A 23,233-nucleotide genomic window follows, 5' to 3' on the forward strand; every position below is an offset into this window, starting at 1 on the left:
AGTCATCTCACATGACTATCGCCGCACAGAAACCGCGATCTGCAGCCGGTTCCGGCTCCGTTGGTGCCTGGGCTTTCTGGGACTGGGGATCGGCGGCCTTCAACGCGGTCCTGGTCACCTTCATCTTTTCGGTGTACCTGACCGATTCCGTCGGAGCGACACTGCCGGAGGGGTCCAACGCCACCTCCCTGTACTCCATGGCCGTGGCGATCGCGGGTGTCATCGTCGCGGTGGTTGCCCCGGTGATGGGCCGACGATCCGATATTCGTGGGACCCGCAGGAGATCGCTGAGAACCTGGACGCTGATCACGGTCGGCCTGATGTTCGCACTCTTCACGGTGCACAACACCGATCCGATGTACTTCTGGCTCGGAGTGTTCATCATGGCCGTTGCCAATGTGACCTTCGAGTTCGCCGAGGTGCAGTACTACGCGCAGCTTTCCCAGATCTCCACCAGGGAGAACGTGGGTAAGATCTCCGGATTCGGCTGGTCCATGGGCTATTTCGGTGGGATCATTCTGCTACTCCTCTGTTACTTCGGATTTGTGGCTGGCTCGGGCGAGACCAGAGGGTTTCTGGGTATCCCGATTGAGAACGGACTGAACATCCGCCTCGTCGCGGTGTTCGCGGCGGCATGGTTCCTGGTCTCGGCGATTCCGGCACTGCTGAAGATCCCCGAGATCGAACCCCAGGTCACCGAGGAGCGCCGGCCACGGGGAATCATCGCCGCTTATGCAGATCTCATCGATCAGATCAGGGGTTTGTGGCGCACCGACCGGAACGCGGTGTTCTTTCTCATCGCATCCGCGGTTTTCCGTGACGGACTGACCGGAGTGTTCACCTTCGGCGCGATCCTCGCCGTGACGGTCTATGGCATCTCCGCGGGCGATGTTCTCCTTTTCGGTGTCGCAGCCAATGTGGTCTCCGCCCTCGGCGCCCTGCTCGGTGGCTTCCTCGATGACAGAATCGGCCCCAGGCCGATCATCCTGGTGTCACTGTTCCTCATGATCATTGATGCACTCATCCTGTACTTGGTCGACGGTCCCCTGATGTTCTGGATCTCCGGTCTCGTCCTGTGTGCATTCGTCGGTCCGGCTCAGTCGGCGTCGAGAAGCTTCCTCAGCCGGTTGTCCCCGGAGGGTCAGGAGGGTCAGCTTTTCGGCCTCTACGCAACAACCGGGCGCGCCGTTAGCTGGATGGCTCCGGCCCTGTTCGGCCTCTTCGTAGGTTTCACCGGCGATGACCGCACGGGAATCCTGGGGATCGCGCTGCTGCTCCTTCTCGGTGCACTGCTGCTGCTCGGCGTGAAGTCTCCTCCGAAAGTTCACTAGTCCTGTCCCGTCGCCCGTTTTCTGGCTGCGTTTCGACGCGCACGCCGCTTCTGCGCCACCGTCCGCATCCAGCGCAGCCCCATCGGGCTGAATGGTCCATCGAGATCCGAGGCTGTTTCCGTGCCGTCCTCCTCGGTGAAGTAGACCACCCCCTCCTCCTCGTCCAGGCGGTACTTCAGGCGCCCCTCGGTTTTCTGGTTGTGGTGGTACCGGCAGAGATCGCAGATATTGCACGGGCTGGTCGGGCCGCCATCGGCATGGTTGCGGATGTGATCACAATCGCAGCGGAAGGCGGAAACGGTGCAACCCGGTACCACGCAGTGACCATCCCGGGCCTTGCAGTAGAGCTTCATGCCCTCGGGAACCACGTAGGAATCCGTGCGCATATCCCTGGCCCTGTTCATGTCCCGAACAAGACTGACCTGGGCCCGGATTCTCTGCTCATCGGCGTAGTCGAGGTAACCGGGTCCGTCCATGTAGATCGGCGCATCCTCATCATTGATGGTGAACACGTTGAGCACGACCTTCGGGGCGACGGCACCGGTGATCAGCTCAATAAGCGCCTGGGGAGCCGAGACACCGTTTTCGCTCGCATACTCATGGATGGCGGCCTCGACCACCGCACCATCCACCGGATCCAGCACCCCCTCGATGATCGTCATATCAAAGTCCGAGGTCCGGAATCCGAGACTCTCGGTGTCCTTTGCGCTGTTCTCCCCGTTCGCAATGGCCGGATCAAGTTCGCGGATCCATGCGCGGATCTCCTTGAGGATCTTCTTCTTGCTCGGCAACCACTGATTCGCCCTCTTGGGTGTGAGGAACTGGGTCAGCCTGCGATCGATTTCGGTGAAGATCTCCGTGGCTTCGGGATCCACCTCGTTGAGAACAACGGTGATTGCCGCCATAACGTCCAGATCCACATGCCAGAGAACGCTGATGAGTCCGGAGAATGAGGGAAGTTCGCCCAACATCGCGAGGGCATCGAGATAGCGTTCGGCTTTTCTCTCCCCCACGCCGGTGCGACGGGCCATCTGACGAAAGCTGAGGCCAGCATCCTCGTCCTCGTTGCCCGTGAAGGCCATCCACAGCAGGTAGTGGTTGTAAACGATCACCCGCGAATGAAACGCAACCGGATCATTCCTGTCATTGACCGAGTAATAGGCCCCGGGATTCTCACCTCCCAGTTCAGGTGGTAGAAGGTCTAGATTCAGTGTCATTTCCGCCCCGCCTAACTAAATTAGAATTTTTGTTCTAATCAATTTTCGCACACGAGAACGGTCCATACAATCGAACACCAGGTGATTTTTAGGTTAAGTACCAACTATATGGAATAGAACATATCGGCCAATCATGAGCGGCCGGTCCACCGACCTCAACAGGGCGGCCGCCCCGGGAGCTCTACTCCGGAAGTTCGAACTCAACCCCACCCGACCATGCAATATCCACTTCGAGGATCTCCGCCAGTTTCGGGAGGGTTCGACTCGACGGACTTCGCAGCTGAACCTCAACGCCGAGATCCGGCATCAGTGCCGCCGGCGGAACGTCCAACGCATAGGAGAGTGAATAAAGAGTCTTCAGACTGGGATTCGCCGGCTTGTTCGGCTTACCGGAGGCGTAGCCGCGCTCAATGTTCTGAATGAGGTTTCTGCTCACCCCGGACAGTTCCGACAGCTGCTCCTGGGTCAGACCGCGATACCTGCGAAGCTGCCGGGCCCGATGCGCCAACGCCGATCCGTAGGTTTCCCATTCGAGATCGGGTGGCGGCTTCTGCATACAACAAAATGTGCCCTGAGGCTGGAACAAAGTCCGCACATTATATTGTGCATAGGTTTATTGCGGTGGGACCCCGCTCCCCCTACACATCCCGCGCGATCAGCTCATCCAGGGGCTCCGGCGAGAGGAGGAAGGGGGCGATCTCCAGGACGGTGAACGCCCCGCTGTGCCCGAATTGGCGCAGACGGTGCGCCGCCCGACCGTAGGCGATCTGGACGGAGGCCGTGAAATCGGGATTCCGGTCGAGCTTCAGCGTGTACTCCACCAGGTGATGGAATCCGCCGGTGTCGCCAGTGGTGATCACGTGCCCACCGTGAGGCATGCCGGAGTGCTCGGCGTCAAAGGTCGCCTCATCGATGAAATTGACCTCCACCTCGTATCCGGCGAAATAGTCCGGCATTGTGCGGATCGCCTCTTCGATCCGCTCGTGGTCGGAGGGCTCCGCGACCACGAAACACTGACGTCTGTGCGTCTGTTTTCCGGTCAGCCCATCCGCCTCGCCCCGGCGCGCCTTCTCCAGCGCTTCCTCCGATGGCAGGGTGTACTGCACGGCTTTCTTCACCCCGGGAATGCGGCGCAGCGCGTCGGAGTGTCCCTGGGACAGGCCCGGACCCCAGAAGGTGTGTTGCTGGTGATTGCTCAGAACGGCCGCGCCGTAGACGCGGTTGAGGGAGAACATACCCGGGTCCCAGCCGGTGGAGACGACGGAGACGGTACCGGCGGCACGTGCGGCTTCGTCCATGCTCCGCCGGTGACGCGGAATATCGCGGTGGTTATCGTAGGTGTCCACGGTGTTGGCGTATGCGGCGAGCCCCGGCGCCAGGGCGGGGATGTCGGTCGCGGAGCCCATGCAGAGGAAGAGGACATCCACCTCATCGGCATGCCTGTCCACCTCGCCGACACTCCACACCGGCACCTGCGTGTCCAGGGTGGGACGGCGGGAGAACACACCCACCAGTTCCATGTCCGGCTGTTCCGCCAGCAGCTTCTCCACACTTCTACCAAGATTTCCATAGCCGACGATGGCCGCACGGATCTTGCTCATCGATATCCTCCACAGTCACGGGTCATGTACTTCCCGAGCTTACCGAGGGGGCATACTGATCCCATGTTTCAGGGATCGTTGCATCATCAGGGCAGGGAGCGGACATTCACCGTCGTGGAAACAGATGCACCGTCACCCGATCTGTGCGTGTTCTTCCATGGTTCGCGGCAAACCGGGACCGTCGCCCGGAAATTCACCAACTTCACCTTCGACACCCTGAGCACCCGTGGGTGCGTGGTGTGCTACGTTGACGGCGTCGATAGGCATTTCAATGATGCACGGCTCGGACTCAGCGAATCCACCCGCGAGCTCGGGGTCGATGATGTTGGTTTCTTCACCGCGCTGCTCCGGCTGATGCACGAGCGCTACGGAATCTCCCGCGTATTCGTGGTGGGCTATTCCAACGGCGGGCAGATGGTGATGCGGCTGATGCACGAGGTGCCCAAACTGTTGGACGGCGCAGCGACCATAGCCGCGAACTTCCCCACCCGTGGCAACACGCTGCCGTCGGTGCTCAACCGCAAACCCCATCCCGTTTCCTACCTCGCCATGGCGGGGACCGCCGATCCCTTCTCACCCTACAGCGGTGGCGATTCCGGGATCAGCGCCAGCGTGCGACGCGGGCACGGGCTGTCCGCGCCCGATTCGGCCGCGTACTTCGCACGCAGAAACCAGCTTGACGACGCCCCCCTCCGCACCCGTTACGCCACCAACGTGGTGGTCGACCGTTGGCGGGGCGCGGCGCCCGTCGAGCTGTGGACGCTGATCGGGGTCGGCCACCTTGTCCCCAGCGGGCGGGACTATCCCCCATTTCTCGGACCGTCGACCGATCAGCTGGTGGCCGCGGAGGTGATCGGGGATTTCTTCGGTCTGCTACCCCGCGGCGATTCTGACCAGCCCGCGTAGCTTCGCCTCGAACTTGTCACTGACGGCGAGGACCGCGTAGGCCGTCGGCCAGAATTCACCATCATCAAGCAGGGCTCCCTCATTGAAGGCGATGGAGCCGTAACGCGTGTCAAATTTCGATGCCGGCTGGAAGAATACGATGACCTTTCCCTCCCTGGCGTAGGAGGGAAACCCGTACCAGGTCTTGGGATCCAGCTGCGGAGCCTCCTCCGCCACCACACGGTGAAGCAGTTCGGCGATCTGTTTGTCATTGCCCTCGAGAGCTTCAATGGCCTCCACGCACTGCTTCGCCTCCCGCTCCTTCTTAGCGGTTCCGGTTCCGCCGGCCTCCTCCTTGCGGAGTTCCGCTGCGCGCTGCTTCATCGCTGCAAGTTCCTCTTTGGAAAAACTCATGTTCTCACGCCCCTGTTGCCGTTCGACCCTGTCCACGACCGTGCACAGAAAATGACTGCATTACCAGTGACCACAGTACCCACATAAAGGAGTTGTGATCAGGGGGTGAAGAGCAAAATGAGCTGGAGATGGGACTTGAACCCACAACCTACGCATTACAAGTGCGTTGCGCTACCAATTGCGCCACTCCAGCACTGTATCCGGGTACAGATCACCGAATACACCAAAGTATCGTAGCCTACCCGGTTCCCCGGATGGGAATTGGCAGCCCAGGGTGCACAAATCGGTCGACGGTGCGAAGCGCCGAGCACGGAGGCTAAGGTAACTCCTAGATAATCCATGCGATCACAACCTCGATTGGATCCCGCTCCGTGGCCGAATTCCTCAAGAAGCTGGTGAGCTTCGCTACCCGCAGCGGTCGCATCGCCACCATTGACGCCGCGAAGGCCGCACCACCGCCCTCGCCGCTCGCCCCGATTGACCTCAGCGATCACAGCCAGGTCGCCGGTGTGATGAACCTGGCCGCCCGAATCGGGGACATCCTGCTGTCCTCGGGAACTTCCAACAATGACACCCGCGCTCAGGTCAGGGCCGTCACCTCCGCTTACGGCCTGTACTACTGCCATGTCGATATCACAATGAACACCATCACCATCTTCACCAATATCGGAGTGGAGCGGAAGACCCCCGTCAGTGTGTTCCGCGTGGTGCGGAAGCTGGACACGGACTTTTCCAAACTTTCTGAGGTGGACCGGCTGATCCGTTCAATCCAGGCGGGCGCCACGCCCCCGGACGTGGCGGAGAAGATCCTCGAAGAGCTCGAGCAGTCCCCGGCCTCCTACGGATTTCCGACGGCCCTGTTCGGATGGGGGGTGATGGGCGGCGCCGTCGCCATCATGCTCGGAGGTGGCTGGATCGTCTCGCTCATCTCCTTTGTCACCTCCATCATCATCATCGGCAGCTCGGCAATTCTGGGTAGGCACGGGCTGCCCCAGTTCTTCCAGAACGTCCTGGGTGGCTTCATCGCCACGATGCCCGCGGCCGTCGCCTACAGCATCGCCGTGGATTTCGGCTTTCAGATCAAACCGAGTCAGATCATCGCCTCCGGCATCATCGTCATGCTCGCCGGCCTCACCCTTGTCCAATCCCTGCAGGACGGCATCACGGGCGCGCCGGTAACCGCGAGTGCCCGCTTCTTTGAAACCCTCCTGTTCACCGGTGGCATTGTCGCCGGTGTCGGCCTGGGTATCCAGTTGTCGGGTGCCATCGGCGTCAATCTTCCTCCCCTGGAGACCATCGCGGCCGCCAACCCGGCCTCGACCCTCGTGAGAATCCTCGCCGGTGGAGTCACCGCCGCCGGATTCGCCGTCGGCTGCTACGCGGAATGGTCATCGGTGCTTCTCGCCGGGGTCACCGCGTCGGTCGGCTCCATCTTCTACTATTCAATGCTGCTCACCGGGTGGGCGGGGCCGGTCATCGCGGCGGCGACGGCGGCGACGGCCATCGGTTTCGCCGGCGGACTGCTCGCCCGCCGGTTCCTCATCCCACCGCTGATCATCGCCATCGCGGGCATCACCCCGATGCTTCCCGGTTTGTCCGTCTACCGGGGTATGTATGCGGCGCTGCACGATCAGATGCTGGTCGGTTTCACCAACGTCGCCGTGGCCATGGCCACGGCCTGTTCACTCGCGGCCGGCGTGGTCTTCGGCGAATGGGTGGCCCGCCGCCTGCGCCGTCCGCCCACCATCAAGCCCTACAAGGCTCTGATCAAAGCCACCCAGTTCTCCTTCCGCGAACTGCGCGCGAGCGAGAACCAGCGCCGTGAGGCCAGGGCCGCCAGGCAGACTTCGAGGAATCAATCCCAGAGAAAACTCCCCTGAACCTGCCATGGGCGATAACGGGATGGATAGCGTAGAATGTTGGGCTGATCGCTTTCTACTCTCCAGGAGGATCCTTGCCGGGCAAAATCTCTGACAATCGCACCACTACCGCTGAATCTCTTCACGCCGTGGAGGAGGAGACTGCCGCAGGTGCGCGCAGGATTGTCGCCACCTATTCCCGGGACTTTCTCGACGGTGTCACCCTGATGTGCATGCTCGGTGTCGAACCCTCCGGCCTGCGCTACAGCAAGGTCTCCGCCGAGCACGAGGAGTCGCAGCCGAAGAAGGCCGCCAAGCGCACGCGTAAGGCACCGGCCAAGAAGGCTGCGAAAAAGACCACCGCGAAGAAGACAACCAAGAAGACAACCGCCAAAAAGACCACCAAGAAGTCCTGAGCCGGGGCACCCATGGATGAGCTCAACAGTTTCGTGGTCGTGGCGAACCGACTGCCGGTGGACATGACCGTCCACCCCGACGGAAGCTACAGCATTGAGCCCAGTCCGGGAGGCCTGGTCACGGGACTGTCCCCCGTCCTCGAACAACACCGGGGATGCTGGGTCGGATGGCCGGGAACCGTCGATGTGGCTCCCGAACCGTTCCGCACCGACAGCGGCGTACTCCTCCACCCCGTCCCCCTGAGCGCCCATGACTTCGAGGGATTCTATGAGGGTTTCTCCAACGCGACCCTGTGGCCGCTGTTCCACGATCTCATCGTTCCCCCCACCTACAACGCGGACTGGTGGACTTCCTACCGGCAGGTGAACCTCAAGTTCGCCGAGGCGGTCAGCCAGGTGGCCAGCGTGGGGGCAACAGTATGGGTCCAGGATTACCAGCTGCTCCTGGTTCCCGGGATCCTGCGCCAGATGCGCCCCGATCTCAAGATCGGCTTCTTCCTCCACATCCCCTTCCCCTCTCCCGATCTCTTCCGTCAGCTGCCCTGGCGCGAGGAGATCGTCCGCGGGATGCTGGGCGCGGATCTGCTCGGCTTTCACCTGACCCAAAATGCCGAGAACTTCCTGACTCTTGCCGCCCAGGTCGCCGGCACCGCGGGTTCACACACCGGCCAGCCCGACGAACTGGTCATTGAAGGTGCCGTCGAGGTACGCGGGGTGGGCGCCTCGGTGCACACCCCGGACGGCCGCACCGTCGGCGTCGGTGCCTTCCCCATTTCGATCGACACCTCCGTGGCCACGGGGGCGTCGTCACGCAGGAAACGTGAGTTCCGCCAGGAGCTGGGCGACCCGGACATCGTCTTCCTCGGCGTGGACCGCCTCGATTACACCAAGGGGATCCTGCAGAGACTGCTCGCCTTTGAACAGCTCCTGGAATCCGGGGCTCTGGATCCGCGGCGGACGGTACTGCTGCAGGTGGCCACCCCCTCCCGGGAACGCATCGAGCACTACCGGCTTTCGCGTTCGCAGGTCGAAGAGGCGGTGGGAAGGATCAACGGGCTCTACGGTCGCATGGGCCACCCCGTGGTGCACTACCTGCACCGTTCGCTGCCAAAGTCCGAGCTCCAGGTGCTCTATGGCGCAGCGGACATCATGCTGGTTACACCCTTCAAGGACGGCATGAACCTGGTGGCCAAGGAATACGTTGCCGCGCACAGTGAGGGTGATGGAGCACTTGTACTCTCCGAGTTCGCCGGCGCGGCGGCGGAGCTGACCGAAGCCTATCTGTGCAATCCCTTTGATCTGGAATCGATCAAGCGGCAGATGATTGCCGCGGCGCAGGATCTGCGCAACAACCCCGAATCGGCGCGCAGCCGGATGCGGGCGAACAGCCGGCAGGTGCACGAACACGATGTGAACGTCTGGGCGAGCAGTTTCCTCACCTGCCTCGAGGAGTTGGACCACCAGTGAACAAAGCTCTGAAAACGGCCGGTGCGCTGCTCTGCGGTGGTGCCCTCGTCTCCTGCGCCGACACCACGGTTCGCATGGGCGACTCCACCTGGCTGGTCACCAACATCTACCTCTTCCCCGGTGATGAGAATGTGGTCAGCGATCTCGTTGCCACGCAGCCCTCAATCGACTTCGGACGGACCTCGGTCACCGGATTCACCGGCTGCGTCCCTTTCCAGGGGCGGGTCTCCTTCGATGACGGGGGACAGCGCGGGGACATCAACAGGGCGGATCACATCACCTTCAGCGAGCTCACCTTCGATGAACTCCCCGAGGACTGCCTGGGCCAGGAGCGTCTGATCCACGAGGACCTGGTGGCGCTGCTTCCGGAAGCATTCGAGCTGTCCCATAGATCTGATACCGAAATTCTTCTCACCAGCGATGTCGATGCGCTGGACCGGCCCTCAATCCGTCTGGTTTCCTGGGTGTCCCCGAACAGTTGAGCGCGGATCCGTACACTGGAAGCATGACTGAGACCCCCTCGACCCCCTCGATTCTTGAACTCGCCGAGACCAACAAGCTGCTCGTGGTCTCGGATTTTGACGGAACCATCGCCGGATTCAGCAAGGATCCCTACCTGGTTCCCATCAACCAGAAATCGCTCAAGGCGGTCAAGGATCTTTCCCGGATGCCGAACACCGACGTGGTCATCCTCTCCGGGCGTCACCTGGCCGGCCTGGCGAGGGTCCTCGACCTCGGCGACTACCCGATCACCATCGTCGGCTCCCACGGTTCCGAGGATTCCTCCCGGCCGCGCTCACTGAGCCAGCGGGATCAGCAGCGGCTCGAGCGCATCGAGGCGGATCTCAACAGCATCACCGACGGCCACGATGGAGCGTTCGTGGAGGTCAAACCCTACCACCGCGTGCTCCATTTCATCCGTGTCTCCGATCCGGAGGCCGTGGCGGGGATCATCGCCCGCGCCGAGGAGATCGACGCCTCCGGCCTCCACGTCACCCGTGGCAAGAACATCATCGAGTACTCCGTGTCCACCACAACCAAGGGGTCGTGGCTGGCCGCGGCGGTCAACCGCATCCAGCCCTCTGGCATCATATTCATCGGCGACGACACCACGGATGAGGACGGTTTCCGGACGCTTGTCGACGCCCCCGGCGCGCTGACCGTCAAGGTCGGCACGGGCGACACGGCCGCCATGACCCGCGTGCCCGACATCGAGGCGGTTGGCTCCCTGCTGGAAAAACTCGCCTATCACCGCATGCAGCACACCGAGGCCAAAAGCCTGAATCACTGAGCGCGAAGCGCCGCGACCGCCCCTGCGAGCTGCCTGGCCGCCAGGTCGAGTCTGTCCTCGCCGACGTTGCTGTAGGACAGACGCAGGCGGCGGTCTGAGTCGGTGCCCGGACCGGAGGGGAAGAAGGACCCCCTCTGGTACTCCACCCCGTGCCTGCTTGCCGACGCCGCCAGCGCATCCGCATCAATGGAATCATCCTGCAGACGCGGCCACAGGAAGAACCCGCCCTCGGGAACCTGAAGGTCGAAGAAGCCCGGAAGCTCACGGTCAAGGGCATCGACGAGAGTGCGGGCGCGGCCGGCGTACACCTGATTCGCCCGTGCCAGCTGCCTGTCGAAGGCCCCGGGATCCGAAGTCAGATACTCAGCGACGATCGCCTGCACGAGCAGGGAGGTATGCGAATCCTGCCGCGACCGGAGCGCAATGGCGTCTGCGGCAAGTTCCTCGGGAAGACGGATCCAACCGAGCCTTAGCCCGGGCCCGAGAGTTTTGGTGAATGTGTTGACATGAATGACCCGGTCCGAACCGTTGAAGGCCGACACATCCACCGGAGCCCCCGTGAAGTTGATCTCGCGGTAGGGATTGTCCGCGATGACGTGGAAATCATGTTCCTCCGCGAGCTCCACCAGCTTCCTGCGGCGCTGCTGGGACAGTGACCCCTGGCTGGGATTGTGGAAATCCGGGACGGTGTACACAGCACTGATTCTCTGACCTGCGCGCAGGATCTCCTCCAGGTGATCCACATCCAGGCCCTTGGAATCCACTCCGATGGGAACAACCCGCGCATCGGAGATCTCGAGTCCGCGGAGGAACAGGGGAAACACCGGATTGTCCACGGCGACCGGATCACCCCGCTCAACGACCAGCGATACAGCCAGATTGAGCCCGTGGAAGCCACCGTTGGTGATCAGCAGCTGCTCGACCGGGACATCCTCACGCTCCGAAATCCAGGAGAGCAGCTCCGGCCACCCCCGTGTCCTGCCATATTGGAGCGCCGGTGCCCCCGGTCTCGCCAGGACCCTGACCGCAGCCTCGGAGAGCTCCGCGGTGGGCAGGAGCCCGGGATCCGGGATACCACCGAGCAGCTCGATGGCATCGGGGCGGGGATTACGCAGCGTTGCATCCCCGAAACCCTTCGGCTCGGTGAAGGCCCTCACGAGTGCGGTCCGGCGGTTTCTGTTCGCTTGTGATGTTTCTGGTGTTTTCAGTGTCTGGGTCATGGTGCACCTTTGTCTTTCGGGTGGGCCTGAACTTCCTGCGCACACTCCGGGAAATCTCACGGGTTAATGTTGTGACACGCTAGAGAACAGAACGATCTGTCTGCAATGGTTACTTCCAACCGTGAAGAATGGAGGTAACCGCTGCCCCAGGTGGAATCAATGCAGCTAGATCCCCATGTCCGTGATTTCTCTTATCCAGAAACAAATGCTTGGCCACTGCCCCCGACCTGCGCTTTGATGGTGGGATCACTTCTCTGATCCACATCCGGAGGACCCGCATGACCACACAAATAGACCAACTAGTCCATTCCAGACTTGATTCAATCGACGCGCTGCCGCTGGTGGAGGAACTCGCGCGCGAGTACGCCGGCCGGTACGAGGGCTATACGGGCTTTAATAAGCCGGCGAACTACCCGGATGAATCGAAGATCTACCCACCGCTTCTCTTCGAACCGCCGTACGGGGATTTTCTCCTGATCCGGCGCGGGTTCGACACCGTCGCCGGTGGCGCCTTCATGTTCCATGACGAGGAGACCGCGGAGATCAAACGCATCTGGACCTCGAGCGGACACCGGCGCCAGGGGTTGTCACGGACCATCATGGGCGCCCTGGAAAGGGAGATCGCCGAGCGCGGCTACTCGCGCATCTTCCTGACCACCGGCCCCAGACAGCCCGAGGCGCGCCACCTCTACCTGAGCCTGGGCTACACCCCGCTGTTCAATCTCGATGCCGATTTTGAGAAGATCGGGAAGCTACCCTTTGAAAAGGAGATCACTCCCTCACGCGAAGGCGTGGATCTTTCCGGCCTGAGGGCGCGGTGGCGCGGTCTGCGACAACGCCAGACGATCAACCGCACCTTCCGCTGGCGCGACCGGCCCGGGCTCCGTCTGGAGAACCTCACTCCCCAGCAGCGCACAGCCGCCGACCGTGCGGCGCAGGAGACCCTGGGACGGCTGTCACACCAGCACTGATCCTCAGGTCGCCGGTGTGGCGACCGTGATTCCGGCGTTGAATCCGGTCTCGAGCATCACCCTGGTCGCCGGAGGCTCCGGGGTGTCTGCGATATTGTTCTCGATCATCCCGAAGAGCAGGTTCCCGGCCTCGAACCCCTTGCGCCGGTTCGGTTGGATCACGGTTGTGATCTGGTGCGCCAGCGCCAGCTGGGTGCCGTCGAAACCCGTGACGGAGAGTTCACCCGGCACGGAGATGGCGTGGGTGGAGGCGTACTCCAGCACTCCGAAGGCGAGGGAGTCCGTGGTGCACAGGACTGCAGTGAGGTCGGGGTGGGATTCCAGGAGTGCACCCGCGGCCGCAATGTTGTGGGCGCGGTCGTTGAGCCAGCATTCGATCACGGGCACACTGCCCGGTTCCAGACCGTGGGCGGCGAACACATCCAGTGCGCCCCGGATACGTGACTGCTGAACGTGGTGCTGGGCGCCTTCGAGGCGTTGACTGCTCACCCGGGCGTCGTTACGCACTCTGTCCAGGCGGATCGAGAGGATCCCCACCCTGCGGTGCCCGGCCTCCATGAGCACCCGGGCTGCAGGGGCTATTGCGAGGTAGTCGTCGATGCCGACGAAGGGCAGCCCCACCTCGTCCGCGGGCTGATCGCAGACTACAGCGGGTAGACCCCTGGCCTTGACCGCAGCCAGGTGCGGATCATCCTTGGCCACCGAGTACACCACGAAGCCGTCGACCACCGCCTTGCTTATCAGCTCCTGCGCCGACACCCCGTCGAAGGAGGTGTCCGGGCTAGCCGGGACGAGGGTGAGCATGGTGTCGGACCCATAGGCCGCCTCCGACATGCCCGCGAGGAAATCCACCGAGGCCATGTCCTCAAATGCGTAGGAAAGGTGCTCGGTCAGCAGCACGCCGATGCTTCCCGCACGCCGGGTGCGCAGGCTGCGGGCCATGGGATCGGGTCCGAGATAGCCCATCTTCTCGGCGGTGTCCAGGATGCGCTGGCGCAACTCGGCCGAGAGCTGCTCGGGCCGGTTATAGGCATTGGACACGGTGGTCCGCGAAACGCCGAGCTTCGCCGCGATTGAAGCGAGGGTGCCATAATGCTGAGGTCGCCGTGCCATAATTTTCTAAACCTACCAGTAGCCGCCGTTCTATCCGGGTTTTCAATTGATTTTCATGTTGACAAGCGTTTTCACTAGTACTTAGCTGAAACCATGAAACCAACACTCAGGGCCCTCGCCCTCACGCTTCCCCTGGCCATGCTGTCGCTCACCGCCTGCTCCGCCTCCGATGAATCATCGGAGGCGACGCCACAGGACGGCGGCACGATCAACATCGTCACCTCCACCCAGGTGTGGGCCGACGTGGCACAGGCGACGGTCGGGGACGCCGACGTCAACGCCATCATCGTCGGCGACAGCGCGGACCCCCACTCCTTCGAGCCGACCGCGGCGGACATGGCGAAGGTTGAGACCGCGGACATCATCGTCGTCGGCGGTGGCGGCTACGATGCCTGGCTCTACTCCTCACTCGACGACAACGACTCCCGGATCATCCATGCGCTTCCGCTGAGCGAGCACGACCACGGGGACGAGCACGACGGCGATGACCATGACCATGGCGGCGACGTGGACAACGAACACATCTGGTACTCCACCGAAGCCGTATCCGAGGTCGCCGGGGACATCGCCGACAAGGCGAGCGAACTCGACTCGAACATCACGGTCACCCCGCAGGCGGTCACCGCGAAGATGGACGAACTCCATGGCCGCATCCACGATCTTCCGGCCGTGCGCGTGGCCCAGACCGAACCGATCGCCGACTACATTGTCAAGGACTCGGCGATGATCGAATCCACCCCGGAGGGATACCGTGCCACCACCCTGAGCGAGGGTGAACCCTCCGCCGCCGACGTGGACTCCTTCCAGGAGCTGATCCGGAACAACGGCATTGATATCCTGATCTACAACCCGCAGTCCGCCACACCGGTTGCCACCAGTCTGCGGGATCTGGCCCAGGAGAATGGAATCGCGATCGTCGAGATCTCCGAGACTCCCCCGCTGGGCGAGAATTTCCTGGATACCTTCACCACCGCGGTGGACAACCTGGAAAAGGCAGCCACGTCCGCCTAGTCCCTCCCGCTTACCCACTGGAATCGACACGATGCTGTTATCTTTCACCGACGCCGCGGTGGATCCTCTATGGAAGGATCTCAATCTCGAGCTTCAACCCGGCGAGCTGCTCGTCGTCCTCGGTCCCAACGGGGTGGGAAAGACCACCCTGCTGGGCACCATCCTCGGTACCCGCCATCTGACCGCAGGCAGCGTCCGGATCGCCGATGAGGCGAGGCACCACATCGGAGTTATCCCGCAGCAGCGGATGTTCCCACCGGATCTTCCGCTACGGGCCCGCGACCTGGTATCGCTGTCCGCGGCCCACGGGGTGCTGCGGGGCCGAAAGCCGCCGAAGGGTGATGTCGACGCACTGCTCGCCCGGGTCGGTGCCACCGGGCTGGCACAGCGTCGCGTGGGCCAGCTCTCGGGCGGCCAGCAGCAACTGATCCGCCAGGCCCAGGCGCTGGCTGTCACACCGCGTCTCCTGCTCGCCGACGAGCCCCTGCTCAGCCTCGACCCCGGCGTCCAGCAGCACACCGTTTCACTCTTCGCCGAGCTCAAGAAGGAGGGTACCGCTCTGATGGTGGTCACCCACGACATCAATCCGCTCATTGAACATGTGGACAGAATCCTCTACCTGGCCCCCTACGGCCACACGATAGGATCGGTTGATCAGGTGATGCAGTCCGAGAAGCTCAGTGAGCTCTATGCCGCACCGGTCAACGTTGTGCGTGTCGACGGCCGGATCGTGGTGGTCTGAGATGGATGTCTCCACCTGGTTCGCCGACACCCAGCACCTGCTCGGGGTGGGGTTCGTCCAGCACGCCCTTCTCGCTGCCGCCCTGCTGGGCGTGCTTTCAGGGGTGCTGGCCCCCCTGATCGTGGTCAGGCAGATGTCCTTTTCCGTGCACGGTACCGCCGAGCTCGCCCTCATGGGTGCCTCCGCGGCGCTGCTGTTCGGCTTGAACGTCGGGGTGGGCGCCGTCGTCGGCTCCGTGCTGGCCGCGATTCTGCTCGCGGTACTTGGCCTGAAGCAGCAGGACAGCGTGGTCGGCGTGATCCTGAGCTTCGGGCTCGGCCTTTCCGTGCTGTTCATCCACCTCTACCCGGGCCGTTCCTCCACCGCATTTTCCCTGCTCACCGGACAGATCGTGGGTGTGTCCTCGGCGTCGCTGTGGATCCTGACCGCGGTGACGGTACTCGTGGTCTCGGTGATGATCATCTGGTGGCGGCCGATCCTGTTCGCCAGTGCCGACCCGGTGCTCGCGCAGGCCTCCGGCGTCAACGTCCGGCTGATCGCCGTGGGCTTCGCCGTGCTCGTGGGGCTCAGCGCCTCACAGTCCGTGCAGATCGTCGGTGCCCTGCTGGTGATGGCGCTGCTGATCGTCCCCGGCGCCTCCGCGGTACAGGTGACCTCGAACCCGTTGAAGGCGGTGTTTCTGTCCATGCTCTTCGCCGAGGTCGCCGCGGCGGGCGGCCTCATCCTCTCCCTGGCGCCGGGGCTGCCCGTCAGCGTCTTCGTGACCACCATTTCTTTTGTGATCTATCTGGTGTGCCGCCTCATCGGCTGGCTGCGCGGCCGCGACGCGCAGCGCGACGAGGATGCGTTAAGACGCCGCCAACTCCACGGCTGAGGATCCCACCGGGCGCTCACGCGTCCACGTGCACCGGGTCGACGCTCAGCAGGCGGTCACCGGTGTGCACCGGCCCGACGGCCTGGACGCCCACCGGTCCGGTCTTCCTGGAATTGGACACCACCACCGGGGTGGTCACCTCATAGCCGGCGGACCTGATCCCCTCGATATCGAACTCACAGAGCAGATCGCCCACAGCCACCTCATCGCCCTGCTTCTTCAACGGAGTGAAATGCTCACCCTTGAGATTGACGGTATCAAAACCGATGTGCATGAGAATATCCACATTCTTTCCATCTGCGCCTCTGGATCGCACGGCGAAGGCGTGGCCGGAGGGGAAGGCGACAACCACCTTGCCACTGACCGGCGAGAGCAGACGTCCCTCGGAGGGAATGATCGCGACGCCCTCACCCAGTTTCCCCGAGGCGAACATCGGATCCGAGACTGAGGAAAGAGCTACAGCCTGACCGGTCAACGGGGAGGAGATCACCGTTGCATCCTCCGCCGCCTCCACCACTGGGATGGCCTCAACGACCGGGTCCGCCTCCACGGCATCCGGATCGATGCTGCCCCGACGCTTGACCAGATACCTTCCATAAGCGAAGGCCGCGGCAAATGCCACCACGAAGGTGGTCACCGCACAGACCATGAACATCCCCATGTCGGAGGCGCGGATGGAGACCACGCCAATGAAGCCGGCGGCCCCAAGTGCCACCGCCTTGATGTTGAACACGGCTATGAGTGCGCCACCGATCGCGGCGGCGCCCATACCGATGAAAAAGGGCCAACGCAGACGGAGATTCACACCGAAGATCGCTGGTTCGGTGATCCCCAGCACGGCAGAGATGCCCGAGGCACCCGCCAGACCCTTGAGCTTCTCCGAACGGGCGAGGAAGAACACCGCCAGACACACCGCTCCCTGGGCGATATTGGCCATGGAGGCCGTGGCGAAGATGAAGGATCCACCCTGGTTGAACAGTTCCAGCTCGATCGGCGGGAAGGACTGGTGGAGACCGGTGATCACAATCGGGGAGTAGATCAGGCCGAAGAGGAAACCGCCGAACGGGCCACCGAAGTCGTAGAGGCTCTGCAGCCCCGAGGCCAGCCAGTCGCCCAGCCAGCGCATGACGGGACCCACGGCGATGAAGGTGAGGAAACCGGTGATGAGCAGTGTGATCAACGGAGTGAGGAGGAAATCCACCGTTCCTTTGAGGTGCCTGTGCAGGAACTTCTCGATGGTGGCCAGGATCCACGAGACGACGAGGACCGGGAGCACCGTGCCCTGGTATCCGGCCTGGGCGACGTCAAGGCCGAAGAGGTTCCAGTAGGTCATGTCTCCCGCGGCGATCGTCTCGGCCACACTGTAGCCGTTGACCAGCGTTGGAAACACCATGGCCATACCGATACCCGCACCAAGGAACTCGTTGCCACCGAATCGCTTGGTGGCGGTGAAACCGACGAGAACCGGCAGGAAGGCGAAGGGTGCGGAGGCGAGCAGGTTGATCATTTCCGAGGCGCCGGTGATGGCGGGGTACCTGTCCACCAGGGACTGCGGCCCGAAGAGATCGGCCGCGGTGAGAACATTGTTCAATGCCATGAGGAGACCGCCGCCGACCAGAATCGGGATAAGTGGCACGAAGATGTCAGCGAGTACCTTGACGGCCCTGGTAAACCAGTTGCCACTGTTGGCCGCGACATCCTTGAGCTGTTCGGTGGAGACGGCGATGTCCTTCGACGTCGCCCTGTCCATCTCGTCGAAGACGCGGTCCACATCGCCCGGGCCGACGATGACCTGGAACATGCCTCCGGTTTCAAAGGTTCCCTTGAGATCGGGATCGTTGTCGAGCGCATCGCGGTCAACATCCTTTGAATCCTTGAGTACCATCCTCAGACGGGTGGCACAGTGGGCTGCGGCGACGATATTCCCCTCACCGCCGACGCCGACGATGACACGCTCGGCTACTTTTTCGTGGTCCATTGAATCTCCCTGGGCAAGAACACCATTGTGATGGAATTGAAGGCTTAGTCCATATTCAACAATGCTTGGTTGTGCCCCTCCAGAGATTCCGAGAAAGTGTGACCAAACCGTCACACCCTTCTTTCCGAGTAATCTAAATCATGTCCGAGAAACTACGTAGCGCGAAGGCTACCCGCCCATTTCCTGCAGTTATCTCGATGGCGGTGGCATCCTCAACCATCATGAGTTCCCCTGGCGGACAGGCCACACTTCTGCGGTCACCGGCCCTATCAACAGTTATGCGCTGACCGTCCCACTCCAGGTGGACGTCCGATCGGATATCCACCCGGACGTGCTCAGCACCCAGTGACAAGCTGCGTGCCTGTCCCTCCGGGACAATGAGCTCCTGGTGGAGCACCCCGTCCACCAGGCGCAGGATCCGGGGCACGCTCAGGCAGTGCACCCACCCCTCCTCCGACACCGTCGGCTGATCGTCCTGACCGGGCAGCCCCATCCAGCCCATCAACACCACCCCGGCGCCACCCGCGGTCACCTGCGGAGCATAGAACTCATGGCCGTGATCGAGCTCGCTGAACCCTCGCAGCACGGTGAAGGTGGTGTCGTGGAAGCGACCGACAAGGTAGCCGCACTGGTCGGAGCTCGCATAGTGCGTCAGATCCCCGTCGATGCGCTCGAGTCCCTGCGGGCAGATGATGAGCACATCGAGTTCCTCACCGCTCACCTCGTCGACCATGCTGAACAGGTTGGGGCACTCCCACATGTAGCCACCGGGCACCACGTCCGCGGCGGTGCCCGGGGCCGCGGTGGAGGCGTCGATAAGCAGTTCACCGTCGAAGTGCCAGTTCTCCAGGTCCGCGGAACGGTAGAGCACGGCGGAACCGGTGCCGTCATCGCGCTGTGCACCGAGGATCATCCGCCAGCCCGCACCTTCCTCGAAGATCATGGGATCGCGGTAGTGCGCCGTGAAACCGGCGGCCGGGCCGTCGATGAGGGGGTTGCGCGGTGATCGGAGATGGATACCTCCCATCGGACCCGTCGGATCCTCAACCAGGACCATGTTCTGGGTGGCCCGGCGCCCCTCCGCGGCCTTGAGGTTGCCGGTGTAGAACAGGCGCAGCTGCCCTCGGTCGACCACCGCACAGCCCGAGTAGCAACCATTGAGATCATAGGGCATGTCCGGGTAAAGGGCATCGGGGTGGTGGTACCACCGCAACCGGTCGGCGCCGGTGAGACTGGTGCTGGCATGGCCCCAACCCGTGCGCTTGTTCCCATGGGGAAAGCCGGGATCATGCTGATAGTAGGCGTGGAGGATATCCCCGTCAAGGTAGAGACCATTGGGGTCGTTGAGCCTTCCGGTCGGGGGCGTGAGGTGGAAGCGGGGGCGGAATCGCTGCATGCTTCCACAGATTACGTAGCCGTGCGCAGGGATGGTGGAAAAGACACCACAGAGTGAGCGGAATCCCACGGATGCACCGGATCCCGGCGACCTTCTCGGGCATACTGGCTATAACCACGTACCAAGCAAGTTCACCCAACCGACGGAAGGTACTGCACATCATGATCACTGTCTGCGGGGAGGGCCTCATCGATCTGGTTCCCACCGACCAGGCTGCGGGCCCCCTCTCACCGCTCCAGCCCGCACTCGGCGGCGGACCCTTCAACGCCGCCATCGCATCGGCACGACTGGGCGGGGAGGTCCAGTTCCTCTCTAGGTTGTCCACCGATGCCTTCGGCGAGGCCCTCCACGCAGCCCTCAGGCACAACGGTGTGTCCACCAACCTGGTCCAGCGCGGTGAGGAACCCACCACCCTCGCCGTGAGCAGCATCGACGACTCCGGCTCCGCGTCCTTCAACTTCTACGTGGAGGGCACCGCGGACCGTCTCGTTGATCCGCCGACGGTAATGTCCGGATACGCCTGCTTCGGCACCGTCTCCCTCGTGCTCGAGCCCGGTGCGGGCCGCTACCTCGAGCTCCTGCGCACAATGTCCGACGCCGGCTCCTTCATCGCACTCGACCCGAACATCAGGACGATCTCGGCCACGGACACCCACCGCAGCAGGCTCCTCAGCGTGCTGGACCGCGTCCATCTGCTCAAGCTCAGCGAGGACGAGGTGGATTTCTTCGGAGGACCGGACGTGATCGCCTCGGTGCCCCTGATCGTGATCACCCGCGGCGGTGACGGGCTGACCCTGGTCCGCGGATCGACGGTCATTGACATTCCCCCCGCCGAGGTGGAGGTGGTGGACACCATCGGTGCGGGGGACACCATCCTGGCCGCACTGATCGTGGAGCTGGCGCGACGCGGCATAGGGGTTGACGGGATCCCGGATATCCCGGAGGACACCCTGGCCGGGATCCTCCGTTTCGCGGCGGCCGCCGCCGCGATCACCTGCTCCCGCCAGGGCGCCCAGCCCCCGACCCGTGACGAGGTCGAGGCCCTGCTGAACGGGGCTCCGCCGGCCTAGTTCGCGGCCCTGCGCTGGCGGGCGAACTCCGAGAGCACCACGCCGGCCGCGACCGAGGCGTTGAGGGACTCGACCCACGGTTCGGTGGGGATGGACATGATGGTGTCGCAGTTCTCCCGGACCAGCCGGGAGATGCCCTTGCCCTCGCTGCCGACCACGATCACCACGTTGTCGGTTCCGTCATAGGTGTCGAGTGTGTGGTCGCCGCCCGCGTCGAGCCCCACGACCTGGTAGCCGTTCTGCTGGAACTCCTTGACGGTGCGGGTCAGGTTGGTCTCCCTGGCCACCGGCACCCTGGCCGCGGTGCCCGCGGAGGTCCGCCAGGCCACAGCGGTGACGGATGCTGATCGACGCTCGGGAATGACCACACCGTTGCCGCCGAAGGCGCCCACGGAGCGGATGACCGCGCCGAGGTTGCGGGGGTCGGTGATGTTGTCGAGGATGACGAACATTCCGGGTCCCGGCGCGGCCGCGGCGTTGGCGATGAGATCATGGACATTGGCGTACTCGAAGGGCGGAATGGCCAGGCCGATTCCCTGGTGCATGCCGTTCCCGGTCATGCGATCGAGTTCGAGCCTGTTGACCTCGATCACCGGGATGCCACGGCCGGCGGCGGTGTGCACCGCCTCGGTGAGACGATCATCATTCGCCGCACCCTCGGCGACATACAGGGCGGTGGCGGGCACCCGGGCGTGAAGGCACTCGATGACCGGGTTCCGGCCGACGACCAGCTCCGTCTGATCACGTTCGTGTCGACCCTGATCCCGGCGCTGCCGCTCCACCTTGCGTTTGTGCGCGGCGTGGTAGGTGCGGTCCTCGGCCCTGGGCGTCGGTCCCTTGCCCTTCAGGCCACGACGAACCTGACCGCCGCTGCCCTTCTGCGCACCCTTCTTGTTGGTCTTGCGGACACCGCCGTGACGGCCATCGTTTCCTGCCATGATGAAAATACCTTTCTCGAAGTCTCACACTCTACTGCAGTTTCCACGATGCACCATCGGCCGTGTCCACCACATCGATTCCCGCGCTCTGGAGGCGGTCGCGGACCTCATCCGCCACCGCCCAGTTCTTCTCGGCGCGCGCCCGTTCCCGTCGTTCCAACTCGGCGCCGACCAGGACATCGAGCGCCTCCTGTGCGGCGACGGCCAGGGAGTCGGTATCCACCCACTTCTGCGAGAGCGGATCGATGCCGAGCACCCCGGTCATCGCCCTGACAGCCGCTGCACGCTGCAGCGCCTGCTGCCTATCGCCGCGGTCCAGGGCGCTGTTGCCCTCGCGGACGGCGTTGTGGATCTCGGCGAGCGCCTTGGGCACGGCGATGTCGTCGTCCATCGCCGCCGCGAAACCCTCCGTCCACTCTCCGACCTCAATACCACCGGTGGACACCGCGCCGGCACGCTCGAGGAAGGACTCGATCCTGCGATACCCCGCCGCCGCCTCCAGCAGCGCCTCCTCGGAGTACTCCAGCACCGAGCGGTAGTGCGCGGAGCCGAGATAGTAGCGCAGTTCCACCGGACGGACCTTCTCCAGCATCCTCGGCACGGACAGGACATTACCCAGTGACTTGGACATCTTCTCCCCCGCCATTGTCACCCAGTGGTTGTGCATCCAGTAGTTGGCGAACCTGTCACCCGCGGCATGCGACTGCGCGATCTCATTCTCATGGTGCGGGAACTGCAGGTCCAGCCCACCGCAGTGGATGTCGAACTGCGCGCCGAGGTAGTAGGTGGCCATCGCCGAGCATTCCAGGTGCCAGCCGGGGCGCCCCTCGCCCCAGGGGGTGGGCCAGCTCGGCTCGCCGGGTTTCGCCGCTTTCCACAGTGCGAAATCCTGCGGGCCGCGCTTGCCGAAGGAATCCGGTTCACCCTGCTCCATGTCCTCGACCCTGTTGCCGGAGAGGGCGCCGTAGTCCGAGCCCTCCGCCGCGGCCCAGGCCGCGACATCGAAGTAGACGGAGCCGTCGACGACATAGGCGTAGCCGTTGTCCATCAGCCGCTGCATGTACTCCACCATCTGGGTGACATGACCGGTGGCGCGGGGTTCAACGCTTGGTGGAAGCACCCCGAGGGTGTCATAGGCCCAGGTGAATTCCCTTTCGTAGGTGGACACCCACTCCCACCACGGGCATCCGTTCTCCGCGGCCTTCGTCAGAATCTTGTCATCGATGTCGGTGACATTCCGAACGAAGGCCACATCCAGTCCCCCGGCGAGCAGCCAACGGCGCAGGATATCAAAGGCAACCCCCGAGCGGACATGGCCGATGTGCGGCTGGGACTGCGGGGTCGCACCGCACAGGTAGATCGACGCGTGCCCCGGTCTCAGGGGAATGAAGTCGCGCAGCGAACGGGTACCGGTGTCATAGATGCGTAGAGTCACGCAT

Annotated in this window: 22 protein-coding genes and 1 tRNA gene; 12 read left to right on the forward strand and 11 right to left on the reverse strand. The window is 63.2% G+C overall.

The genetic code is table 11. From position 1 onward, the window contains the following. Positions 1–11: 11 nt before the first annotated feature. On the forward strand, positions 12–1,331 hold the full coding sequence (locus B7E02_RS12955; protein WP_080796676.1) for an MFS transporter: 1,320 nt from the start codon (positions 12–14) through the stop codon (positions 1,329–1,331). Here B7E02_RS12955 and B7E02_RS12960 read toward each other — a convergent pair. The 3 genes from B7E02_RS12960 to B7E02_RS12970 all read right to left on the reverse strand — a co-directional run bounded on the left by B7E02_RS12960 (position 1,328) and on the right by B7E02_RS12970 (position 4,149). Further along, positions 1,328–2,548 (reverse strand): HNH endonuclease signature motif containing protein, encoded by a 1,221-nt coding sequence (locus B7E02_RS12960; protein WP_143336761.1) that lies wholly within the window; start codon positions 2,546–2,548, stop codon positions 1,328–1,330. The genes B7E02_RS12955 and B7E02_RS12960 overlap by 4 nt on opposite strands. Positions 2,549–2,729: 181 nt before the next feature. Continuing rightward, a complete protein-coding gene (locus B7E02_RS12965; protein WP_080796680.1) occupies positions 2,730–3,104 on the reverse strand; it encodes a helix-turn-helix domain-containing protein in 375 nt (124 codons plus the stop codon). Positions 3,105–3,186: 82 nt separating this feature from the next. Then, positions 3,187–4,149 carry a diaminopimelate dehydrogenase gene (locus B7E02_RS12970; protein WP_080796682.1) on the reverse strand — a complete coding sequence of 321 codons (963 nt, stop codon included), beginning with the start codon at positions 4,147–4,149 and terminating at the stop codon, positions 3,187–3,189. Between the two features lie 63 nt (positions 4,150–4,212). On the opposite strand from B7E02_RS12970, the gene B7E02_RS12975 reads away from it, so the two are divergent. Beyond that, positions 4,213–5,055: a CE1 family esterase gene (locus tag B7E02_RS12975; protein WP_179129726.1), complete on the forward strand. Its 843-nt coding sequence runs from the start codon at positions 4,213–4,215 to the stop codon at positions 5,053–5,055. On the opposite strand, the gene B7E02_RS12980 is transcribed toward B7E02_RS12975, so the two are convergent. Both B7E02_RS12980 and B7E02_RS12985 read right to left on the reverse strand, forming a co-directional pair. Further along, positions 5,023–5,448: a hypothetical protein gene (locus B7E02_RS12980; RefSeq protein WP_080796943.1), complete on the reverse strand. Its 426-nt coding sequence runs from the start codon at positions 5,446–5,448 to the stop codon at positions 5,023–5,025. The genes B7E02_RS12975 and B7E02_RS12980 overlap by 33 nt on opposite strands. 120 nt (positions 5,449–5,568) lie before the next feature. Next, positions 5,569–5,641: transfer RNA gene (locus B7E02_RS12985), tRNA-Thr, on the reverse strand. Between the two features lie 199 nt (positions 5,642–5,840). Between B7E02_RS12985 and thrE the strand changes: the two genes are divergently transcribed. The 5 genes from thrE (at position 5,841) to otsB (ending at position 10,481) form a co-directional block, all read left to right on the forward strand. Beyond that, the gene (gene thrE / locus B7E02_RS12990; RefSeq protein WP_080796944.1) at positions 5,841–7,328 is read left to right on the forward strand and encodes a threonine/serine exporter ThrE; all 1,488 of its coding nucleotides are present in this window, start codon (positions 5,841–5,843) and stop codon (positions 7,326–7,328) included. A gap of 74 nt (positions 7,329–7,402) precedes the next feature. Further along, positions 7,403–7,723 carry a hypothetical protein gene (locus tag B7E02_RS12995; protein WP_080796684.1) on the forward strand — a complete coding sequence of 107 codons (321 nt, stop codon included), beginning with the start codon at positions 7,403–7,405 and terminating at the stop codon, positions 7,721–7,723. Positions 7,724–7,735: 12 nt separating this feature from the next. After that, a complete protein-coding gene (locus B7E02_RS13000; RefSeq protein ID WP_080796685.1) occupies positions 7,736–9,190 on the forward strand; it encodes an alpha,alpha-trehalose-phosphate synthase (UDP-forming) in 1,455 nt (484 codons plus the stop codon). Then, positions 9,187–9,672 carry a hypothetical protein gene (locus B7E02_RS13005; protein WP_080796686.1) on the forward strand — a complete coding sequence of 162 codons (486 nt, stop codon included), beginning with the start codon at positions 9,187–9,189 and terminating at the stop codon, positions 9,670–9,672. The genes B7E02_RS13000 and B7E02_RS13005 overlap by 4 nt, the downstream gene beginning before the upstream one ends. Positions 9,673–9,695: 23 nt before the next feature. Then, positions 9,696–10,481, forward strand: coding sequence for a trehalose-phosphatase (gene otsB / locus B7E02_RS13010; RefSeq protein WP_080796687.1), 786 nt, complete (start codon positions 9,696–9,698; stop codon positions 10,479–10,481). On the opposite strand, the gene B7E02_RS13015 is transcribed toward otsB, so the two are convergent. Beyond that, positions 10,475–11,701 (reverse strand): aminotransferase-like domain-containing protein, encoded by a 1,227-nt coding sequence (locus tag B7E02_RS13015; protein WP_080796688.1) that lies wholly within the window; start codon positions 11,699–11,701, stop codon positions 10,475–10,477. The two genes, otsB and B7E02_RS13015, sit on opposite strands and share 7 nt — an antisense overlap. A 278-nt stretch (positions 11,702–11,979) precedes the next feature. Here B7E02_RS13015 and B7E02_RS13020 point away from each other — a divergent pair, with 278 nt between their 5' ends. Next, positions 11,980–12,672 (forward strand): GNAT family N-acetyltransferase, encoded by a 693-nt coding sequence (locus B7E02_RS13020; RefSeq protein ID WP_080796689.1) that lies wholly within the window; start codon positions 11,980–11,982, stop codon positions 12,670–12,672. A gap of 3 nt (positions 12,673–12,675) precedes the next feature. Here B7E02_RS13020 and B7E02_RS13025 read toward each other — a convergent pair whose 3' ends face one another. Next, the gene (locus tag B7E02_RS13025) at positions 12,676–13,785 is read right to left on the reverse strand and encodes a LacI family DNA-binding transcriptional regulator (RefSeq protein ID WP_080796690.1); all 1,110 of its coding nucleotides are present in this window, start codon (positions 13,783–13,785) and stop codon (positions 12,676–12,678) included. Between the two features lie 93 nt (positions 13,786–13,878). On the opposite strand from B7E02_RS13025, the gene B7E02_RS13030 reads away from it, so the two are divergent. The 3 genes from B7E02_RS13030 to B7E02_RS13040 are packed head-to-tail and all read left to right on the forward strand — an operon-like array spanning position 13,879 to position 16,412. Then, on the forward strand, positions 13,879–14,796 hold the full coding sequence (locus B7E02_RS13030) for a metal ABC transporter solute-binding protein, Zn/Mn family (protein ID WP_080796691.1): 918 nt from the start codon (positions 13,879–13,881) through the stop codon (positions 14,794–14,796). Positions 14,797–14,827: 31 nt separating this feature from the next. Then, positions 14,828–15,538 carry a metal ABC transporter ATP-binding protein gene (locus B7E02_RS13035; protein ID WP_080796692.1) on the forward strand — a complete coding sequence of 237 codons (711 nt, stop codon included), beginning with the start codon at positions 14,828–14,830 and terminating at the stop codon, positions 15,536–15,538. Position 15,539: 1 nt separating this feature from the next. Further along, entirely contained in the window at positions 15,540–16,412 is an 873-nt protein-coding gene (locus B7E02_RS13040) for a metal ABC transporter permease (RefSeq protein WP_080796693.1), read from the forward strand. A gap of 16 nt (positions 16,413–16,428) precedes the next feature. Here B7E02_RS13040 and B7E02_RS13045 read toward each other — a convergent pair whose 3' ends face one another. Then, positions 16,429–18,390 carry a sucrose-specific PTS transporter subunit IIBC gene (locus B7E02_RS13045; RefSeq protein ID WP_080796694.1) on the reverse strand — a complete coding sequence of 654 codons (1,962 nt, stop codon included), beginning with the start codon at positions 18,388–18,390 and terminating at the stop codon, positions 16,429–16,431. A 133-nt stretch (positions 18,391–18,523) separates the two neighbouring features. Further along, positions 18,524–19,786, reverse strand: a complete 1,263-nt coding sequence (locus B7E02_RS13050; RefSeq protein ID WP_080796695.1) for a glycoside hydrolase family 32 protein — start codon at positions 19,784–19,786, stop codon at positions 18,524–18,526. A gap of 158 nt (positions 19,787–19,944) precedes the next feature. On the opposite strand from B7E02_RS13050, the gene B7E02_RS13055 reads away from it, so the two are divergent. Continuing rightward, positions 19,945–20,856: a carbohydrate kinase family protein gene (locus B7E02_RS13055; protein ID WP_425429810.1), complete on the forward strand. Its 912-nt coding sequence runs from the start codon at positions 19,945–19,947 to the stop codon at positions 20,854–20,856. On the opposite strand, the gene rlmB is transcribed toward B7E02_RS13055, so the two are convergent. Both rlmB and cysS read right to left on the reverse strand, forming a co-directional pair. Further along, positions 20,853–21,794: a 23S rRNA (guanosine(2251)-2'-O)-methyltransferase RlmB gene (gene rlmB, locus B7E02_RS13060; RefSeq protein ID WP_080796697.1), complete on the reverse strand. Its 942-nt coding sequence runs from the start codon at positions 21,792–21,794 to the stop codon at positions 20,853–20,855. The genes B7E02_RS13055 and rlmB overlap by 4 nt on opposite strands. A 31-nt stretch (positions 21,795–21,825) precedes the next feature. Further along, positions 21,826–23,229 carry a cysteine--tRNA ligase gene (gene cysS, locus B7E02_RS13065; RefSeq protein ID WP_080796698.1) on the reverse strand — a complete coding sequence of 468 codons (1,404 nt, stop codon included), beginning with the start codon at positions 23,227–23,229 and terminating at the stop codon, positions 21,826–21,828. Positions 23,230–23,233 lie beyond the last annotated feature (4 nt).

The organism is Corynebacterium pacaense, assembly GCF_900169525.1.
Classification (GTDB): domain Bacteria; phylum Actinomycetota; class Actinomycetes; order Mycobacteriales; family Mycobacteriaceae; genus Corynebacterium; species Corynebacterium pacaense.

What these genes read in the sequence shown, in the direction of transcription:
- B7E02_RS12975 (WP_179129726.1), top strand. Translation starts at nt 4,213, where the DNA reads ATGTTTCAGGGATCGTTGCATCATCAGGGCAGGGAGCGGACATTCACC.
- B7E02_RS12960 (WP_143336761.1), bottom strand. Translation starts at nt 2,548, where the DNA reads ATGACACTGAATCTAGACCTTCTACCACCTGAACTGGGAGGTGAGAAT.
- B7E02_RS13035 (WP_080796692.1), top strand. Translation starts at nt 14,828, where the DNA reads ATGCTGTTATCTTTCACCGACGCCGCGGTGGATCCTCTATGGAAGGAT.
- B7E02_RS13025 (WP_080796690.1), bottom strand. Translation starts at nt 13,785, where the DNA reads ATGGCACGGCGACCTCAGCATTATGGCACCCTCGCTTCAATCGCGGCG.
- B7E02_RS13020 (WP_080796689.1), top strand. Translation starts at nt 11,980, where the DNA reads ATGACCACACAAATAGACCAACTAGTCCATTCCAGACTTGATTCAATC.
- B7E02_RS13000 (WP_080796685.1), top strand. Translation starts at nt 7,736, where the DNA reads ATGGATGAGCTCAACAGTTTCGTGGTCGTGGCGAACCGACTGCCGGTG.
- otsB (WP_080796687.1), top strand. Translation starts at nt 9,696, where the DNA reads ATGACTGAGACCCCCTCGACCCCCTCGATTCTTGAACTCGCCGAGACC.
- B7E02_RS13015 (WP_080796688.1), bottom strand. Translation starts at nt 11,701, where the DNA reads ATGACCCAGACACTGAAAACACCAGAAACATCACAAGCGAACAGAAAC.
- B7E02_RS13040 (WP_080796693.1), top strand. Translation starts at nt 15,540, where the DNA reads ATGGATGTCTCCACCTGGTTCGCCGACACCCAGCACCTGCTCGGGGTG.
- B7E02_RS13030 (WP_080796691.1), top strand. Translation starts at nt 13,879, where the DNA reads ATGAAACCAACACTCAGGGCCCTCGCCCTCACGCTTCCCCTGGCCATG.
- B7E02_RS13050 (WP_080796695.1), bottom strand. Translation starts at nt 19,786, where the DNA reads ATGCAGCGATTCCGCCCCCGCTTCCACCTCACGCCCCCGACCGGAAGG.
- B7E02_RS12980 (WP_080796943.1), bottom strand. Translation starts at nt 5,448, where the DNA reads ATGAGTTTTTCCAAAGAGGAACTTGCAGCGATGAAGCAGCGCGCAGCG.
- B7E02_RS13045 (WP_080796694.1), bottom strand. Translation starts at nt 18,390, where the DNA reads ATGGACCACGAAAAAGTAGCCGAGCGTGTCATCGTCGGCGTCGGCGGT.
- B7E02_RS12965 (WP_080796680.1), bottom strand. Translation starts at nt 3,104, where the DNA reads ATGCAGAAGCCGCCACCCGATCTCGAATGGGAAACCTACGGATCGGCG.
- B7E02_RS12955 (WP_080796676.1), top strand. Translation starts at nt 12, where the DNA reads ATGACTATCGCCGCACAGAAACCGCGATCTGCAGCCGGTTCCGGCTCC.
- B7E02_RS12970 (WP_080796682.1), bottom strand. Translation starts at nt 4,149, where the DNA reads ATGAGCAAGATCCGTGCGGCCATCGTCGGCTATGGAAATCTTGGTAGA.
- rlmB (WP_080796697.1), bottom strand. Translation starts at nt 21,794, where the DNA reads ATGGCAGGAAACGATGGCCGTCACGGCGGTGTCCGCAAGACCAACAAG.